Source organism: Kamptonema sp. UHCC 0994 (assembly GCF_029167235.1).
In the GTDB taxonomy this organism is placed as follows: domain Bacteria; phylum Cyanobacteriota; class Cyanobacteriia; order Cyanobacteriales; family Microcoleaceae; genus Kamptonema.
Map to the genome: position 1 here is coordinate 1 of NZ_JARFTR010000100.1, position 17,568 is coordinate 17,568.

Here is a 17,568-nt window from a genome sequence, read left to right on the forward strand (position 1 = left end):
CGGTATCTTAACCGCCTAGAAGGCGGCGTTACGGAGTAATATTGAACAAGTGATAGATATCATCACCACAGATTAACAAGCAGGAAAAATAACACTAAAAATGAGCAACATTAAAATCGTAAATCGCCCAGCGCTCGGAGGCTTAAGTCTACTTACTCTAATTCTCCTATTAATTGGCTGCAAACAAACTGTAGACACAAACAACTATCCCGTAAAGCGAGTCAGTGACGGCGATACTATTACCGTAATAGATGCCCAAAATAAAAATATAACAGTACGCTTTGCCTGCTTAGACGCACCAGAAATTCCTCATTCCCAAAAAGAAAAACAGAGTACAAAAGCTATCGATAAAAATCAATTTATGTGGGGATTAAAAGCACAGCAAAGAATGGAACAGCTAATCAAAAAGGGAGGCGATCGCGTTGTTTTAACTGTAACCGATACTGACCGCTACGGGCGCAAAGTAAGCGAAGTTCGATTACCTGACGGCACTTTTACTCAGGAAGTTTTACTACGCGAAGGACTAGCAATGGTTTACCGTCCCTATCTGAAAAACTGTCCTAGTGCAGATATTGTTCAAAAAGCCGAAGCCGAAGCTAAGAAAAGCCGACGCGGCCTTTGGGGAGATACCAAGTTTGTACCCGCCTGGGAGTTTCGGCGCAACAGCAAATGATTAAAATACTAGATGTGAAAAAAAGTTTCTCTCAACAGAGCAATAGCAGTCAAAAGATGTGGTACGCTCCTGGTAACTCGATGCAATTAAAGGAACATCAATGAAAATCAAACATCTAGTTCTTTCAGGAATAGCTATTCTACTCGGTGCAGCGGTCGTAGGAACTGCTGTTGCTCAACAACTAACTAATGAGCAAAAGACCGTCGTATGCCGGCTAAAAAATGAGGTTGCTCAGCAGAAAGGAAAGGGCAATAAGCTCGTGTTTTTACCGCTTTTAGGAAAGGTTCGCAAGCAAGTTGAAACGCCTTTCAGAGCAACGCTCTATCCTAATATTGAGTATATTTTTGTAGCCGCTTGCGATGAAAATTGCAAGGATTTAAACCTGGCTCTCAAGGATCTAAGCGGCGAGGTAGTCGCTACCAGTGAAAATGTGGATAGTCTCCCGGTTATCACTTTTACTCCCCCATCAGAAAGCGAATATCAAATTGGGGCAAAACCGGGGGAATGCACTACTGCTAAAGGTTGTAACTTTGGGATGGGAATTTTTGCTCCTAGAAGTGCTAATGTACCTAATGCTTCTAAGCTTCCTGATGAATTGGCACAATTTCAAATGTGTCAATAAAGCCAGGGATTACTAGCCCCCCTTTACTTAGGGGGGTGAAAAAAGTAGTCGATAAATAAATCATTTTTCCTTCTTCCTTCTTCATTTTTGCTTCTACTTAGTTGGAAAATAATAATGATCGATCGTTCTGAAATTATAAATAATCCCCAGATTAATCCTAGAGAGCTGCTGGAACTATATCGGAATCAAGAGTATGACCAGCTATCAGAAATATTCCTGCAAGTTCTGGAACATTTTCAGAATAAAACTTATTATAGTTTAGATATTAGTTTGCGATATTTTATTAATGTTTTTGTCAAAAACTTTTTGTATTTATTTACTCAACCTGAATATATTCTCAGCGATCGCCATGTAAATTTATTTATTAAACATAATCTCACGATTTCTAACTTAGTGGCAATTTCTAGCTTTAAAACAACAGATGCGTACCTACAAATTTTAAACGATCAACCCCGAAATTTTGCTAAATTACTAAGCTTATATTCAGCTCGAAATACTATCAAATTTGATAAAAAAGCGCTTTTTAATGCTAATCCTCAATTAGCTTGTCTTTGGTATTCTTGCTTTTGTGAGAGTTACCGCTCTGCGGTTATTAACAAGGAAGCTTACCAAAATCTTAGGGAACACATCACATATATAGATGACAAACTAAGTGATTTTTATAACATAGATGATATTTACTTTGGAGCCAGTTATATAGATGGCAATCGCGACCGTGAAATCAAAAATAGAATCAACCAATCTATTAAAAATAGCCCTTTCGCTACCACTGCACAAATTAACAATAATCCCAAACCTAAAAAAATAGCTGTAATCACTTCTCTCTGGTTTTCTCAGCATTCAGTTTATCGCATTCTCTCTGAGTTTATTGAGTCTTTAAAGGATGAGTATGAATTAACTTTAGTCCATCTGGGCGAGATTAGAAATAATATTGATATTGGATTCTTCAAAGAAATTAGATATGTCTATGCTAAAGACGGTTACTTAAATATAGATGCTATCAAAGAAAACGATTTTGCCGCAGTTTTCTATCCCGATATCGGTATGACTGTAGAAAGTATTTTTTTATCTAATTTAAGAATAGCTCCAATTCAGATTTGTGGTCTCGGTCATTCTGTTAGCACCTTCGGATCGGAAATAGATTATTATATCAGCGGAGCCGATGTAGAAATTCCCGAAGGTGCAGAAGCAAACTATTCAGAAAGATTGGTGCTATTACCAGGATTTGGAGCTATTCATAATAGACCTAATTATCAAATTAAAAACATTAAGAAAACTCGCTCAGAATTGATAATCAATAGTCCTTGGTACGCCCAAAAAGTCAATTACAAGTTAGTGTGTTATTTAAAAGAAATAGCAGCACAGTCTCAAAAAAAGATTGTTTTTAGATTTTTTTCTGGGGGTGCATTGACCAGAAAAAATGATTTTCTCCCCTTCGCTACAGATTTACAATCCATCTTGGGTAAAGATTGTGTCGAACTGATTCCAGCTAAACCCTATGATGAATATATGTCCATGATGGAAGAGGGAGATATTTGTATTGAAGCCTGTCATTTTGGCGGCTGCAATACTGTTGCTGATAGCTTGTACTTGAGACAACCTACTGTCACCTTTGAGGGAGACAAATGGTACAGCCGCATTGGTTCTCAAATGCTGCGAACAGTTGGTTTATCAGAGTTAATCGCTCAAACTTCAGAAGAGTACATTTATTTGATATTAAAGCTAATACATGACGACGACTATCGTTTTAAAATACAGGAGAAACTAAATCAAGCAGACTTAAACAGTACAATTTTCAGCGCAGAAAGCAAGATTTATTTCAAAAAAGCTATTGATTTTTTAACGGATAACTCTGCACAACTAAAAGATGAAAACTCAAACAAGCCACTCCGCATTCACTAACCAGCTATGCAGGAAAAATTAGAACTATTAGGAAAAATATTAAGTTAAAGATGGTAGAATTGCAAGCAGTCAAGCAGAGCAGGAACTGGAACTTTGCAAAGACCCCATAGCTGTGCACAGTAGGGGTTTAATTATAGATTATCTTTACCGTTACGCTGTCATCATTTACAATATACATAGCAACCGCTTTTGTAGTTTAAGACACTCGCTCATTGCTGAAGCTCCCTTATTCTATTCCCTTCTTCCCTGAGCATTGTAGCCCCTAGCCCCTAGCTCCTAGCTCCTAGTTCTATATTGCCTTTCTGGTTGATGAGTACCGTGCCGATGCCTTTAACCTCAAACTCGCAAAACCCACTCCAAAACCCTGCTCAAAATGGGTTAAACAGTCTGTTCAACCGCTTAGGTATCAGACAAAAAATTAGCTGCGGGTATGCCCTAGTCATTGGTATTGCCATTATCGGTACTTTGACGGGAAGGGGTATTGAAGGATATTACGAAGAGCAAGTTAGGGAACAATTAGCGACTGACAGAGAAAAAGCAGAAATCTTAACCAGTCTCAATAGTACCATCTGGGAGGTAAGGCTGTATCAAAAACAGCTACCTAGCTTGCTGGCAAAGCCTCCACTTTTCGCGCAGGAAAGCTCTCACTTCCTGTCTCGCGTTGCTGAGATGGCCCAACTGCTCGAACAAGTCCAGTCTTTACCAGATCCTTCAGATCCAAAGATTCAAAAAGATTACAAGCAATTTAAGGATTTGACAGATACTTATCTACAGACAATTAAAGTTTATTCTCAGCAGGTAGAAAGTCTATTACCAAAGATAAAATCATCTAATTTGAAGCCAAAAGAATTGCAAATGGCTCAACAGAATTTGAATGATTTGACTAACAGCGAAGTTGCTTTAAAACTGGATGACTTCTCGCAGCAATCAGCTAAACTTGCGAAGAGCTTTCGCGCCAAGGCAGATTGGGCATTGAAATCTTATGAGAACGCAGAGACGCTGGGAACGATAATTCTAATTAGTAGTCTAGCGCTATCTGCTGCGATCGCGGCGATGTTAGCCGCCTATACTAGCAAAGCAATTGCTCGCCCCTTAGAAGCTACGACAAAAATAGCTCAGCAGGTGAGTGAAGAATCAAATTTTGAGTTGCAAGTACCCATCACTACTTCTGATGAAGTCGGACAGTTAGCGACTTCTCTCAACGAATTAATTCTGCGCGTAGGGGAGTACACAGAAGAATTGCAAGAAGCCAAAATTGCTGCCGAAGCAGCTAACCGCTCTAAAAGTGCATTTTTGGCTAATATGAGTCACGAACTTCGCACGCCGTTAAATGCGATCATTAACTACAGTGAAATGCTGCAAGAAGATGCTCAAGATGCTGGTTATGAAGATTTTCTACCCGATTTAGAAAGAATTCAAACTGCGGGCAAACATTTACTTGATATGATTAGTGATATTCTTGATATTTCTAAGATAGAAGCAGGTCATGTCACCCTTTATTTAGAAAATTTTGATATTGCTAGCATGATTGAAGAAGTTGTGAGTACGGCCCAACCGCTAGTAGAGAAAAAAGGCAATATTTTGGCAATGCAAATTAACGGTGATGTTGGTAGTATGTATGCTGACCAGCCGAAAGTGCGGCAAATACTCCTTAATTTGCTCAGTAACGCGGCTAAATTCACAGAGAAAGGTGTGATTACTATTAGCATTGAAAGAGTTAAAAATGATAAATTTAAGAGTAAAAATAAGAAATATAAACAGGATTATGCTCAAGGTTTAAACTCTAACCCTCAAGTCTTAATTTTTCGCGTGAGCGATACTGGGATTGGGATGACTGAGGAACAATTACAACATATTTTTAAACCTTTCACTCAAGCAGACGCATCGACTACGCGCAAGTACGGCGGGACTGGTTTGGGACTGACAATTAGTCAGCGTTTGTGCCAAATTTTAGGCGGTGAGATCGCAGTGGAAAGTGAGGTAGAACGCGGTTCGACTTTTACCGTTCGGCTCCCGGAACGGGTGAGTATGTGAGAAAAAATATCCAGTCTCTTGAAATCGCGGCTACACAAACAAAGTCCGCCTACGCGGACTAAAATAAAAGTATTAATCTCATAAACCCTCTGTAATCCTAACATTTTCTTAACCTCTACTAATGGCAAAGATTCTAAATCTTTGCTCGCTTTCGGCTTAAACTTAACTTGGTAATTCATCAAACAGTAATTAGCAGCTTTAACGCCGATTGCAACTTTTAGGCGCGACAGTTTACCTTGGGTCTGAGAGGAATTGCGACCAAGGACGGAAATACCTATCTAAAGATAGGGAATACCGATCCGATCGCCTGCGCTTAACTCCTTACAATGACAATTGTACTGGCAATCAATCACTTGCCTCTACATTATAGAGCGCGTTCACTTTAGAAAATTAAAATTTATGCAGCCGAATAACCCAAACCAATTTACAGAAAAAGCCTGGGAAGCGATCGCGCGTACCCCAGAGATCGTTAAGCAAAGCCAACAACAGCAGCTTGAAAGCGAACATTTAATGAAAGCTTTGCTGGAACAAGACGGATTAGCTAACAGCCTCTTCACTAAAGCTGGTATTAACGTGCGCCAGCTACAAGATCGTACTGAAGAATTCATTAACCGCCAGCCTAAAATATCGGGAACTGGTGCTTCTGTCTATCTTGGTCGCAGCTTAGACACCTTACTAGACCATGCTGAATCTCATCGAAAAGAGTACAAAGATGAATTCATTTCGATTGAGCATTTGGTGCTAGCTTATACTCAAGATGACCGCTTTGGCAAAGGTTTATTTCAAGAATTTAAACTAGATGAAGCCAAGCTAAAAAAAATAATTGCCCAAGTTCGGGGGAACCAAAAAGTGAGCGATCAAAATCCAGAAGTTAAATATGAATCACTGGAAAAGTATGGCAGAGACTTAACTGAATTTGCGCGGGAAGGGAAACTCGATCCGGTGATTGGCAGAGATGATGAGATTCGTCGCACGATTCAGATTTTGAGCCGCCGCACGAAAAATAATCCCGTTTTGATTGGCGAACCAGGCGTAGGTAAAACTGCGATCGCAGAAGGCTTGGCTCAGCGAATTATAGCCGGAGATGTGCCTCAATCTCTGAAAGATCGGCGATTAATTGCCTTAGATATGGGAGCTTTAATTGCTGGTGCAAAATTCAGAGGAGAATTTGAAGAACGCCTAAAAGCTGTACTCAAAGAAGTCACCGACTCAAAGGGTTTAATCATTCTATTTATTGATGAAATTCATACCGTTGTCGGTGCGGGTGCGACGCAAGGCGCGATGGATGCTGGTAACTTGCTTAAACCCATGTTAGCGAGGGGTGAATTGCGCTGTATCGGTGCAACTACGCTTGATGAATACCGCAAGTATATTGAAAAAGATGCTGCTTTAGAACGCCGTTTTCAACAAGTCTATATTGACCAACCTACAGTAGAAGATACTATCTCGATTCTGCGGGGTTTGAAGGAGCGTTATGAAGTACATCATGGGGTTAAAATTTCTGACAGTGCTTTAGTTGCGGCGGCGACTTTATCTACTCGATATATTAGCGATCGTTTTCTGCCAGATAAAGCTATTGATTTAGTGGATGAAGCCGCCGCTAAATTGAAAATGGAGATTACTTCTAAGCCGGAAGAACTAGATGAAATCGACCGTAAAATTTTGCAGTTAGAAATGGAGAGGCTATCGCTGCAAAAAGAAAGTGCTCCCGCTTCTATCGAACGTTTAGAAAGGTTAGAAAAAGACCTGTCTAATCTCAAAGAACAACAAGGTGCGCTGAATGGACAATGGCAAGCTGAAAAAGGTGTGATTGGCAATATTCAGAAGATCAAAGAACAGATTGATAAGGTTAATATTGAAATTCTGCAAGCAGAACGAGAATATGACCTTAACCGTGCTGCTGAGTTGAAATATGGCACTTTAACTGAGTTGCAAAAGCAATTAGAAGAGGCGGAAACTAAACTGACAGCGACTCAAACTACAGGTCAAACTTTGCTGCGGGAAGAAGTCACGGAATCTGATATTGCGGAGATTATTTCTAAGTGGACGGGAATTCCGATTAGTAAGTTAGTAGAGTCGGAAATGCAGAAGCTTTTGCACTTGGAAGATGAACTGCACAAACGGGTAATTGGACAAGATGAAGCGGTGACTGCTGTTGCAGATGCAATTCAGCGATCGCGTGCCGGTTTGGCCGATCCAAATCGTCCTGTAGCTAGTTTTATTTTCCTCGGCCCGACGGGTGTTGGTAAGACAGAATTAGCAAAAGCTTTAGCCGCTTATCTGTTCGATACCGAAGACGCAATGGTGCGAATTGATATGTCTGAGTACATGGAGAAACACGCGGTTTCTCGGTTGATTGGTGCGCCTCCGGGCTATGTTGGCTATGATGAAGGTGGACAATTAACTGAGGCAATTCGCCGCCGTCCTTATGCGGTGATCCTATTCGATGAAATCGAAAAAGCTCACCCGGATGTGTTTAATATCATGTTGCAAATTCTGGATGATGGCAGGGTTACTGACGCGCAAGGTCACACGGTAGATTTTAAGAATTCTGTGATTATTATGACATCAAATGTCGGCTCTCAATACATTTTAGATGTGGCCGGAGATGATGAAGAAATGCGTAGTCGGGTGATGGAGGCGATGCGCGGTACTTTCCGCCCAGAATTTCTCAACCGGATTGATGAGACGATCATTTTTCAGGGATTGAGTAAGCAGGAATTGCGGCAGATTGTGAAGTTGCAAATTGGTCGTTTAGACAAGCGGTTAGCCGATCGCAAGATGTCGATCAAATTGTCTGATTCTGCTCTTGATTTCTTGGCAGAAGTGGGGTACGATCCTGTTTATGGTGCGCGTCCTTTAAAACGAGCAATTCAGCGCGAGTTGGAAACGCAAATTGCTAAGAGCATTTTGCGCGGAGATTTCAGCAATGGTGATACGATTTTTGTCGATATTGAGAATGAAAGGTTAGCCTTTAAGCGGTTGGCTGTCGAGTTGTTGGCAACTAAGTAATTTGATGGCGATCGCTCTTTTTTCGGGAGGGCGATCGCTTTCTGATACTAAAAATGGGTCAAATATTGAGTTATAGAAGCTGAGTCTGCTTCGGGTCTGCTGACAAGTCGTGTAGGCGAAGCCAGCGGTAGGCATCGTACCCAGTCAGCAGTGATGACGCTCAAATGTAAACTTATATATACAAACGCCGCAGCGTCGGTTTGAAAGTGAACCGTGCAATCCTAAAATGAAAAACAAATAGCTTTATCCGTTTATTCGTTACATAAGGAAAAAAAGCTCATGGTTCAACGTGGTTCTCAAGTTCGCATTCTCCGCAAAGAGTCCTACTGGTTTCAGGAATTAGGCACCGTTGCCTCCATAGACCAAAGTGGCATTAAATACCCCGTTATCGTTCGCTTTAATAGCGTTAATTATGCCGGTGTCAATACCAACAACTTCGCGACAGCCGAAGTAGTCGAAGTTGCAGGGCCCAAGGCTAAAGGAAAATCGACAGCAGCTTCCGGCGGCAAGCAAACCACCATCGAAGCAGGTACTCGCAAGACAGGGAGTGGTGGCGCACCCCAGCAGCCAAAAACTACAGATAAAAGCGCTCCAGGAGCCGAAGTTCCAGGTAGTGTCGAAGGCGCACCCAACCAAGGAACTGAACAGCGTTAAGTTGTGCCAGAACTGCCTGAAGTTGAAACCATTTGCCGGGGTCTAAATCAACTGACCCTCGGTTTAGAAATATTGGGTGGCGATGTGTTGCTAGAGAACACGATCGCCAGCCCATTTTTTGCTAAGGATTTTTTAGCCGGGTTGCAAGGTAAGGCGATCGCTCGCTGGCACAGACGCGGTAAATATCTCCTGGCTGAGTTGGGGAGCGGAGGAGAGGGGGAGATGGGGGAGATGGGGGAGATGGGGGAGATAGGGGAGAAATTACCAATTACCAATTACCAATTACCCATTACCAATTACCAATTACCAATTACCAATTACCCATCTTGGTTAGGAGTTCATCTGCGGATGACTGGTCAACTGCTGTGGGTACACCGAGACGATCCTTTGCAGAAACACACGAGAGTGCGGTTATTTTTTGCTGAGGGGCGAGAATTACGTTTTGTAGATCAGCGGACATTTGGTCAGATGTGGTGGGTTCCGCCGACAACTGAGGTGTCCAGTGTGATGACAGGCCTGAAAAAACTAGGGCCAGAACCCTTTTCAGAAGAGTTTACAGTAGAATATTTAGCGGCAAAACTGCACCGCCGATCGCGATCGGTAAAAACGGCTCTGCTAGATCAAGCACTGATTGCGGGTTTGGGGAATATTTACGCGGATGAAGCTTTATTTTTGTCGGGAGTGCGATCGCAAACCTCTTGTTCAGATTTGACAAACGAACAAATTCAACGCCTGCACTCCGCCATCATTCAAGTCTTGGAAAACGCCCTTAATGCTGGTGGTACAACTTTTAGCAATTTTCTCAACGTTAACGGCGTTAACGGCAACTACGGGGGCATTGCTTGGGTGTACAATCGCGCAGGTCAACCTTGCCGCGTTTGCGGTACTCCGATTGAGCGACTAAAGTTAGCGGGGCGATCGAGTCATTTTTGCCCTCAGTGTCAGCAGTAAGGAAGAAGGAAGAAGGAAGAAGGAAGAAGGAAGAAGGAAGAAGGAAGAAGGAAGAGGGAGAGGGGAGACTGGGAGAGAATTTCTCCCCAATTAGCAATTAGCAATTAGCAATTAGCAATTCCCAATTACCCTGCTGTATCTCATGTAACTGAAAACCACTATAATTTGTCATAATATTTGTAAACCAGAGTGAGAGAGTTATGTGCCTAAAAATATGCTATCATTAAAATCAATCGATGAATCAAAGCATTCAGGCTAACAACCTCTACTATAAGCTTTGAAATCGAGCTCGATTCCTAGAAACTTACTAGAACGCTGAAAGGACGTAAAATCAATGACTCAGGCAAAGCAGGCTCAACCTAAAATCAACGTGAGGGTATACGCCGACAAGGGTTCCTTAGCCCTACGGTTTAGCACTAAGTACAATGCCATATTTGAACAGCTAACCGGGTTCAAGGGTAAGCAGAAGTGCATGGGGTTAGGGATAGCTGACGATGAGAAGGGCTGGAAGAAGGCTCAACAGATAGCCCTACAGATTGAGGCGGACTTAGAGCATAGCGACTGGGTTAAGTTGTTTGACCCTACCTTTGCTAAGTACGGCATAGGTGACGCTAAGTTCGCTCAGAAGATGGGTGAGCTAATACAAATGCCTAACCAAAAAGTAGCGATGACCGTAGGTGAACTATGGGAGGATTACCTACTTTGGAAGGAAGGTCAGGTACAACCTACTACATTTAAGAGGCATTTCCTAGCTGCTTTTGCCAACGCTATTAAGGGGCTAAAGTGGGATAATAAAACACGAAAGTTTACCGATACCGGGTTAGGCATTTATAGCTTGCCAATGGATGCTACAATAGGGGAAAAGGCGCAAGCGAGTCTAAGTAAGATTATGGCTGTTAACTCAGCCAAAAAGGCCTTGTCAGCGTTACGTGAAGCTTACGACCGGGCGGTTAACTTAGGTAAAATACCACCTACAAAAAACCCGTTTGAGATGATTAAAAGTGAGGTAAACAACAATCAAATGTACGCACCGCGCCAAGATGAAGACGGTATATGGCGCGATTGGTGGTATTTTGAGGATGTAGCAAACGATGAAGAATTGAAGGACGTAAGGGCATTTACACTAACAGAAAGGAACACAATTACCAAGACTTTCTACGAAAGCGATAAAGCGTCAGAGCGTCATGCAGCTACACTAATTGAGTTCCTATTCCTAACGGGTTGTCGGCATGGGGAAGCCTTCGGTTTAAGGTGGAAAGATGTAAATTTTGAGCGTGGCTACATTAGGTTTAGCAAGAGCTTTAATAAAGAGGCTGGTACTACCCAACAAACAAAAACGGGTACTATCAGAATGTTTAAGCTGTACCCTAAACTTACCGAATTACTGTTACGCATTCAAGCTAATTCAAGCAAGACTGGCAAGAATGATTTAGTGTTTGCGTTAGCCAATGGTAACGCCTATGGGAGTGGTGATATCGATGGCGTTTGGAGGGGAAGAGAGAGGAAGGTTGTTAATAAGCGGGGGGAAGATGTACGATATTTTTACCCCGGCATCACAGCAAGATTGGCTGAACAAGGGTTGATAGGGCAATACTTAAAGCCTTACAGTACACGCCATACATTCATCACTTTACAGGCACAGCTAGGCGTTAATATACCATTACTAGCCGCTATCTGCGGCAACAGTATCGAGGTTATTTACAGGCACTACTTAGGCTTTGACAAGTCGGCAGAACCTATCAACCTGTGATATAATGTAGCTACCCAGACAAACAAACAAAGAGGCATCCTAACTAAGTTTTAGGAGCCTTTTTTAGTGGGTTGATTTATGGCTGAGCTAGCAAAGGTGATGTGCCGTTTAAATGCGATTTAAGGTGGGTGTAGGGGGTAGCGCGTAGCTTAAAGTCAGCCTCTTGCTGTGTACCAGCGTTAAACTTCTTCATTGCCATTCTTGAGTACCCCCTTGTTTAGTGCTTTCCTCTCTATTTTCTGGAAAAACGTTTTTAAAAACGTTTCTGAAAACGTTTCTGAAAACGTTTTTTCAGAAAATGCCTTAACAACCGATTCGCAAGCCTTAGAATACTTGCGTCGCAAAGACTACAGGCTTACCTGTCGCATCAGGAGACGTGGTGCTAGGAATACTCAGGCTTGAATCGCCTTAGTGTCCATTGTACACCCTTATGTATAAAAGGCAAGGGCATAGTTAAAACAGAGGCGGTAGCTTTTCCGACTGGGTAATAACGATACTTAGCGCCGCCTACCTGATGAGCGCCTATGCAACGCATTTTCATTTTCCGAGGTAGGCTGTCAGGCATTGGGTCAACAGCAGGCGTGAAGCCAAAGATAGGATTGCCGCCTAACGCTTCATCAAGCCTTACGGTATATACATTGTTTTTGTCTGTGGTGTATCTGTACAGTTTTGTTGCCATCATTCCGACTCCCAATAGGCTAACCATTCCTCAACTACACCAAAAAAGCTGACCTCAGCCGCCATATCCTCCCAGTAGATAAACCCTGATAGCCGGGACGGTAATAGGTTACTTACGCGGGTACGTAAATCCACATCCTCCGAGATATTAAGTAAGCCACTAACAAGCCCTAATAGCTCAGGCGAAATGATGATTTGCCTAGCTTGCCTTAAACTCGCTTGCCACGTATGACTTTAGCCATTGAGGAGCGTCTTTTATTAGTGTCATTCTTCTGGGTTTTTATGTGTTCACTATCGGGGCGCACTACAGGTTCCGCCGGGGTCGATATAATTGTCGTCAGCATCGTAGTGCGCCTCATAATCCCACCCCACCTGATGAGGCTCTTCAGTTGGGGAGTAGGGGTTAGTGCAGTCGAAAACGGGGTATCCCCAGCCCCAGTTAGCGTGTTGCGAATTAGATGTTGGTCGGCATACCGCCCTAGCCTCTTCATTCATCTTGTCTTTGCGCTTCCAGCAGGGTTCTGGAACCTCACCCTATGGAGGTTGAGCCTGTTTCACATAATCGTAAGAAAACACATCCCAAATAGGGAGGAAGGAAATAGTAGCTTTAACACCTTCAGCGAGATTACCACAAACATAATCAACAGCTACAGAGCTGATTTCAGCACCGCCGCAACCCTCAGCTAATGCTCTAGTAATTGGGATACTAATGATTTGATTCGCATAATGAATCGGGCTATCTTGGATAGCAACTCCACCACGACAAAATGTAATAAAGCCAAAATTGCGCCTCTGTAATGGGTGTTTCCAACTATTTAAAATCTTCTCGTCAAATTCTGTAACTTCAATATGTACCGCCCAAAAACCAACAGCCTTGGCTCCTACAACTTCGACTTTTGTTTGAGTTTGAGGCTGATTCGCTGGCGGTGGAATTGGAGTGTTTTGCCTAGTATTGATTACCCCAACATTAAGAGGGTAACTTACTCCGAATAACCCCTGAATTTCTACCGGGTCGGCGCGAATATCCAAGGTAGCAAATTGAGCCTCATGTACGGGTGTCGGCTTTGCCGCTTCATCTTCCTGGGTGAATACTCCACCAATCCAATCTGCAAATTTTTTAAGCCAATCAGTGAGGAAGTTTCCTCCTACAGTGCCGACAGTGATAGAGCCAAGCCTACCAGCGGCGGCTGCGCCAGCAGCTCTAGCCAAACCTGCGCCAGCAGCTCTAGCTACCAGGCTTGCTGTGCCTCTAATAATCAATCCACCAGCAATAGGAACAATTGGAGCCATGTATCGCAAATTTTAACGACTTCACAATGTGTAAACTTTAAAATTCCTTTTTGTCAAGGGGGTATTTACTGAAGAATCATTTAATATAAGATATTCTGATGAGTTCGCTATCAACCGATCGGAAAGTCTATTATTCTACAAATGTATAAAAATTGACAGGGGGGGGGGATGTAATACTTGAATCAATCGAATCACTCACAAGAAATGAATCAATCGAAACCTAAGAATGAATCCGAATTAGCCCTTTATAGCTGGCGCGATATCAAGACGAATCCATACAATCAAGGATTGCATCCCAAGATGTTTAATCCCAATGGGTATGCCGTGAGGCGAGGGGTGAAGCTAAAGGGTAGCAACCAGTATAGCGCGCTAATCGACTGCTACATTAAGTATGACCGGGAATTTGTGCAAAATAAGCTGTACAGAGTCTTTAAGCCCTTGTTGGATGCGGACTTTCCAGTTGAACTGATACTGCATGAATGCCGCAACGCTTGCCGGGAAAATATACCAAACACCCCCCTTAATGATGACGAACAAGTACAATGCACGTCCATTTTATTGGAATCCGAAAACACAATCAGTGAGCTTGTCCAAGACCTCGTCTGAGGATATTTTCTTCGCTTCCCACTGGGAGTTTGACGTTTATATGAGGATACGGCGGCTGGTAGACCCGGAACGGATAAAGTGTCAGTACAAGGTGGAGATTAAACCCAAAACATACGTATATCCCGCGATGTTTTGGAAGTGCGACTTCGCAGTTGTTGGTAATGACGATAAACTACAATTGCTAATTGAAGCTAAAGGCTTTCTCACCGATGATTTCAGGACTAGACTTAAGTTCCTTCAGTATACTCACCCTGAATTATGGCGTATTGTTGCCGTAGTCAAGAATGGCGCTAACGCGCAACGAATCGACTCTAGCAGTAAGACAACGCTTAACCTAGAGGGACTAGAGCATTACTTACATTACAACTTACCAATAGGGTAAAAACAGCATGACATTCTGGTACAATCCACCTAAAAATGGTTCACAATTTGCTGAGCTAAACTGTAGCGACTACTCAAAAACTAGCGCGTGGTTTGAGTTCGAGGAAGTTAAGGTGACAATCACCGATGATGCTATTACCTTCTACGGGCTATGCTCTAGGGCTGGCGACATTAAGCAGAAAGGTAATGATGCTTTTGCGATTCAAAATCAGCTCATCGCTATCAGCGTACACCGCAAAGATTACACTAAGCGCAAACAGGTTGACGGTACATGGAAGGATGTACCCGTAGTAGTAACAAAGGATGAATCGGTTGTCGTTAAAGCGGTGGAGTCCCTAGGATTAGACCCCAATAAAACCTACAAAGGGACAGTCAATCTGGGCATTAGCCTAAACGATGAAAGGGTGTTATTGGAAGGCATTAAGGCTAACGGTCAAAAGGTATCCAAAGAGTTGTTTGCCGATACGGTACAAGGGATTGTCTATCTGGAGGAACGAGAGGCTGTTGCACTCAAGGACGCTTCTTACTCGGCTAGCAGCAAAGGTGGCAATTCATCATGGGGTGGAAGTAAGGGACAGACTGAGGTTGAACGCTTGAATGAACGATGGGAGTTTACAAAAAAAATGCTTGCACCGTTTAGCGATGACTGCAACAATTTAGGTGACTTGTCGCTTGCGGCAACCTTTCTAAACGCTGACGACTACAAGCGACTAGAAATAGCAACTAAGTTTCTTGGCTACTTGATGAAGTAAGTTTTCTCTCTATTTTCTGAAAAAAACGTTTTTGAAAACGTTTCTGAAAACGTTTCTGAAAACGTTTTTTTCAGAAAATACCTCCCGGTACGACACAGGAAACATGACAAAGTTACCAGATTACAGTGCTTTCAGGAATAGTGATGATGACACAGAGGATTTTTACAACGATGAGCTATCCCTAGCCGAAAACTTTCAAGCCCTATTTGCTGAAGTTCTAATCATCCCTAATCAGGACATTCAGCTACCCATTATCACCGCTTACACCTTAATGCCTAGCGCGTTAGCGAAAGTCGTACCCATTCTATTTTTTTTAGGGGGTAAAGGTAGCGGTAAGTCAACAGCTATGCAGTTAATGGGTGCAATTCACAAGCAGCCTGTTTTAAGCGCTGCAACAACAGCGGTAGCGCTACGCAATCACGTCAATCAGTCACGTTGGACTAACTGGATTGAGTGTGACGGCGAAAAGAACACCTTGCTGCTATTCGACAATGTGACAGCAAAAACGCTGACTGATGAGGATTTATACCTTTACTTCCTCAACGGTTACGACCGGCAAACTGACACGGTGATGGTTAGCGCAGGGGGAGGAATTAACCTCACTTTTAAGGTGTTCGGATTAAAGGTTGTGAGTACCATTCACAACTTTTTAGGCGACGTTCAATTTGAGGAATTAGCTAGGCGTTGCATGGTTGTTAGGTTCAAAAATGTTGACCAATTAGAGCTTGGCAAACCGTTTTACCCTCAGCCGCTAGACGCTTTCAGCCTACCAATATTTAGGAGCAAATTTAATGAGTTCTGGTTTAAAGAGGAAAACCTTGTTGCATACAGCAAAACCCGAAGCAAGATTAGACGGCGTGGACGTAAAAACTCACTACCTGCTGGTTTTACTGCTACTCGCTGGACTATTTCAGTTGACCTTATATGCTCAGGTTGTGTCCTTAATTTATGGGATATCGAGTCAGGATTACAGGCTTTAAGCGATTACTGGCAATGGCTTGACGATGGGGGTAAGCCAGAGTTATCACCGTTGCAACAGTTGCTTAAACAGCTAATTGATGTTGAGTTAAGAGCCGTTAAAGCTATTAATAAAAAACATGGCGACGGGACGGTGGATGTTGAAGTGTCGGCTAAAAAAGTTAAGGATGCTGTTAGCCACGCGGCTAGCGTAGGACAGTTGGACTCTAACCCCAATGCCACTGGAATTGCTGACACCATGCGGTCGTTAGGATGGGGTTTAAAAATGAACTCAGCGAAAAAACTAAGCTGGCAACAAATCAATCAATAAAGGGGATTACAAAATGTACGTGCCATCACAAGAGTTTATTGACGCTCACAGGGAGATGCTTGAGGCGTTTGCTGGTTACGCCGCCGCTTTTGAGACAGTGGTTAACCATGTACGATTAGGAGAGGTTGCTGATTGCGAGTGGATAGACCTACACAATGGTGAGACTGAGGATAGGTATCGCTACGGCGTGATAAGGGAGCTAGAGTTGGTATTTACTTATGTAACCGTAATTAACGGATTACTGCATCAAGGGATGCTAGGTGAGGTGACAGCAGAAGTGAGGCTACAGGTTGAGGCTGAGGATGAATTTTGCGCGCGGGGAGAGTGAAGCGGGGAATGTGAATTTTAAAACGCCCTTTTAGGGCTTTTTTTTTGACTTTCTCACCCTGCATGAACGCAAGCGAACTCTGCATGGTGAGGAAGTAGGAAATCGCACAGAGTGTTGCGGTGACACTTAGTCTTGCTAGGTCGAGGCATTTTCTGAAAAAACGTTTTTGAAAACGTTTCTGAAAACGTTTTTTCAGAAAATAGGGTTGACGGGTTGAGACAAGAAAAATACTAGAATGACTGAATGGTTAGGATGACTCAATAAATGAGTTCGCTTACCTTAAATTGGGTGAAAATAAGCAGTCTCAAGCACGTTTTCTGAGAAACTTACTAGAAAAGTTTGTCAGGGAGGCTAAAAGTGTTGATGTTACGTACAAAAACCAGAGTGAGAGAGTTATGGCATTCAAAAAAGGTAGTATTGTCCGCACTATCAGGGAAAAATTGGAAAATAGTTTAGAAGCCAAAGCTAGCGATACGCGCTTTTCCTCCTACCTATTTGAAACAAAAGGCGAAGTAATGGATGTCCGAGGTGACTATGCCCTAGTCAAATTTGGTCACGTACCAACGCCCAATATTTGGCTGCGGGTTGACCAAATCGAAGACTTTCAATAAATACCTGGACATATAGCAGTTTTCAATTGAGTGAGT

The 17,568-nt window shown here is 42.7% G+C and carries 16 protein-coding genes; 13 read left to right on the forward strand and 3 right to left on the reverse strand.

The features are described 5' to 3' along the window. Positions 1-100 precede the first annotated feature (100 nt). The 8 genes from PY364_RS09900 (at position 101) to PY364_RS09935 (ending at position 11,598) form a co-directional block, all read left to right on the forward strand. Positions 101-673, forward strand: coding sequence for a thermonuclease family protein (locus tag PY364_RS09900; protein WP_275522181.1), 573 nt, complete (start codon positions 101-103; stop codon positions 671-673). Between the two features lie 100 nt (positions 674-773). Further along, positions 774-1,295, forward strand: a complete 522-nt coding sequence (locus tag PY364_RS09905; protein WP_275522182.1) for a hypothetical protein — start codon at positions 774-776, stop codon at positions 1,293-1,295. Positions 1,296-1,409: 114 nt separating this feature from the next. Next, entirely contained in the window at positions 1,410-3,197 is a 1,788-nt protein-coding gene (locus PY364_RS09910) for a hypothetical protein (RefSeq protein WP_275522183.1), read from the forward strand. Between the two features lie 324 nt (positions 3,198-3,521). Beyond that, on the forward strand, positions 3,522-5,231 hold the full coding sequence (locus PY364_RS09915) for a HAMP domain-containing sensor histidine kinase (RefSeq protein WP_275522184.1): 1,710 nt from the start codon (positions 3,522-3,524) through the stop codon (positions 5,229-5,231). 399 nt (positions 5,232-5,630) lie between these two features. Next, positions 5,631-8,243, forward strand: coding sequence for an ATP-dependent chaperone ClpB (clpB, locus tag PY364_RS09920; RefSeq protein WP_275522185.1), 2,613 nt, complete (start codon positions 5,631-5,633; stop codon positions 8,241-8,243). Positions 8,244-8,522: 279 nt separating this feature from the next. Beyond that, positions 8,523-8,897: a photosystem I reaction center subunit IV gene (locus tag PY364_RS09925; RefSeq protein ID WP_275522186.1), complete on the forward strand. Its 375-nt coding sequence runs from the start codon at positions 8,523-8,525 to the stop codon at positions 8,895-8,897. Between the two features lie 3 nt (positions 8,898-8,900). Beyond that, positions 8,901-9,848 (forward strand): DNA-formamidopyrimidine glycosylase, encoded by a 948-nt coding sequence (locus PY364_RS09930; protein WP_275522188.1) that lies wholly within the window; start codon positions 8,901-8,903, stop codon positions 9,846-9,848. Between the two features lie 334 nt (positions 9,849-10,182). Beyond that, positions 10,183-11,598, forward strand: a complete 1,416-nt coding sequence (locus tag PY364_RS09935) for a tyrosine-type recombinase/integrase (RefSeq protein WP_275522190.1) — start codon at positions 10,183-10,185, stop codon at positions 11,596-11,598. 382 nt (positions 11,599-11,980) lie between these two features. Here PY364_RS09935 and PY364_RS09940 read toward each other — a convergent pair whose 3' ends face one another. From PY364_RS09940 to PY364_RS09950, 3 genes are all read right to left on the reverse strand, one after another. After that, positions 11,981-12,304 (reverse strand): hypothetical protein, encoded by a 324-nt coding sequence (locus PY364_RS09940; protein ID WP_275522191.1) that lies wholly within the window; start codon positions 12,302-12,304, stop codon positions 11,981-11,983. 263 nt (positions 12,305-12,567) lie between these two features. Further along, complete coding sequence (locus PY364_RS09945) at positions 12,568-12,771, reverse strand: hypothetical protein (protein WP_275522192.1); 204 nt, start codon at positions 12,769-12,771, stop codon at positions 12,568-12,570. Positions 12,772-12,810: 39 nt separating this feature from the next. Further along, complete coding sequence (locus tag PY364_RS09950) at positions 12,811-13,566, reverse strand: hypothetical protein (RefSeq protein ID WP_275522193.1); 756 nt, start codon at positions 13,564-13,566, stop codon at positions 12,811-12,813. A 586-nt stretch (positions 13,567-14,152) separates the two neighbouring features. Here PY364_RS09950 and PY364_RS09955 point away from each other — a divergent pair. The 5 genes from PY364_RS09955 to PY364_RS09975 all read left to right on the forward strand — a co-directional run bounded on the left by PY364_RS09955 (position 14,153) and on the right by PY364_RS09975 (position 17,532). Then, a complete protein-coding gene (locus PY364_RS09955) occupies positions 14,153-14,554 on the forward strand; it encodes a hypothetical protein (RefSeq protein ID WP_275522194.1) in 402 nt (133 codons plus the stop codon). Between the two features lie 7 nt (positions 14,555-14,561). Beyond that, on the forward strand, positions 14,562-15,305 hold the full coding sequence (locus PY364_RS09960) for a hypothetical protein (protein ID WP_275522195.1): 744 nt from the start codon (positions 14,562-14,564) through the stop codon (positions 15,303-15,305). Positions 15,306-15,408: 103 nt separating this feature from the next. Further along, the gene (locus PY364_RS09965; protein WP_275522196.1) at positions 15,409-16,593 is read left to right on the forward strand and encodes a hypothetical protein; all 1,185 of its coding nucleotides are present in this window, start codon (positions 15,409-15,411) and stop codon (positions 16,591-16,593) included. Between the two features lie 13 nt (positions 16,594-16,606). Continuing rightward, positions 16,607-16,921: a hypothetical protein gene (locus PY364_RS09970; RefSeq protein WP_275522197.1), complete on the forward strand. Its 315-nt coding sequence runs from the start codon at positions 16,607-16,609 to the stop codon at positions 16,919-16,921. 395 nt (positions 16,922-17,316) lie between these two features. Next, positions 17,317-17,532 (forward strand): NAD(P)H-quinone oxidoreductase subunit O, encoded by a 216-nt coding sequence (locus PY364_RS09975; RefSeq protein WP_275522198.1) that lies wholly within the window; start codon positions 17,317-17,319, stop codon positions 17,530-17,532. Positions 17,533-17,568: the final 36 nt, after the last annotated feature.

Excerpts from the sequence above, each read along its gene's own strand:
- PY364_RS09960 (WP_275522195.1), top strand. The coding sequence starts at position 14,562 with ATGACATTCTGGTACAATCCACCTAAAAATGGTTCACAATTTGCTGAG.
- PY364_RS09970 (WP_275522197.1), top strand. The coding sequence starts at position 16,607 with ATGTACGTGCCATCACAAGAGTTTATTGACGCTCACAGGGAGATGCTT.
- PY364_RS09950 (WP_275522193.1), bottom strand. The coding sequence starts at position 13,566 with ATGGCTCCAATTGTTCCTATTGCTGGTGGATTGATTATTAGAGGCACA.
- PY364_RS09925 (WP_275522186.1), top strand. The coding sequence starts at position 8,523 with ATGGTTCAACGTGGTTCTCAAGTTCGCATTCTCCGCAAAGAGTCCTAC.
- clpB (WP_275522185.1), top strand. The coding sequence starts at position 5,631 with ATGCAGCCGAATAACCCAAACCAATTTACAGAAAAAGCCTGGGAAGCG.
- PY364_RS09935 (WP_275522190.1), top strand. The coding sequence starts at position 10,183 with ATGACTCAGGCAAAGCAGGCTCAACCTAAAATCAACGTGAGGGTATAC.
- PY364_RS09915 (WP_275522184.1), top strand. The coding sequence starts at position 3,522 with ATGCCTTTAACCTCAAACTCGCAAAACCCACTCCAAAACCCTGCTCAA.
- PY364_RS09965 (WP_275522196.1), top strand. The coding sequence starts at position 15,409 with ATGACAAAGTTACCAGATTACAGTGCTTTCAGGAATAGTGATGATGAC.
- PY364_RS09900 (WP_275522181.1), top strand. The coding sequence starts at position 101 with ATGAGCAACATTAAAATCGTAAATCGCCCAGCGCTCGGAGGCTTAAGT.
- PY364_RS09945 (WP_275522192.1), bottom strand. The coding sequence starts at position 12,771 with ATGAATGAAGAGGCTAGGGCGGTATGCCGACCAACATCTAATTCGCAA.
- PY364_RS09940 (WP_275522191.1), bottom strand. The coding sequence starts at position 12,304 with ATGGTTAGCCTATTGGGAGTCGGAATGATGGCAACAAAACTGTACAGA.
- PY364_RS09905 (WP_275522182.1), top strand. The coding sequence starts at position 774 with ATGAAAATCAAACATCTAGTTCTTTCAGGAATAGCTATTCTACTCGGT.
- PY364_RS09910 (WP_275522183.1), top strand. The coding sequence starts at position 1,410 with ATGATCGATCGTTCTGAAATTATAAATAATCCCCAGATTAATCCTAGA.
- PY364_RS09975 (WP_275522198.1), top strand. The coding sequence starts at position 17,317 with ATGGCATTCAAAAAAGGTAGTATTGTCCGCACTATCAGGGAAAAATTG.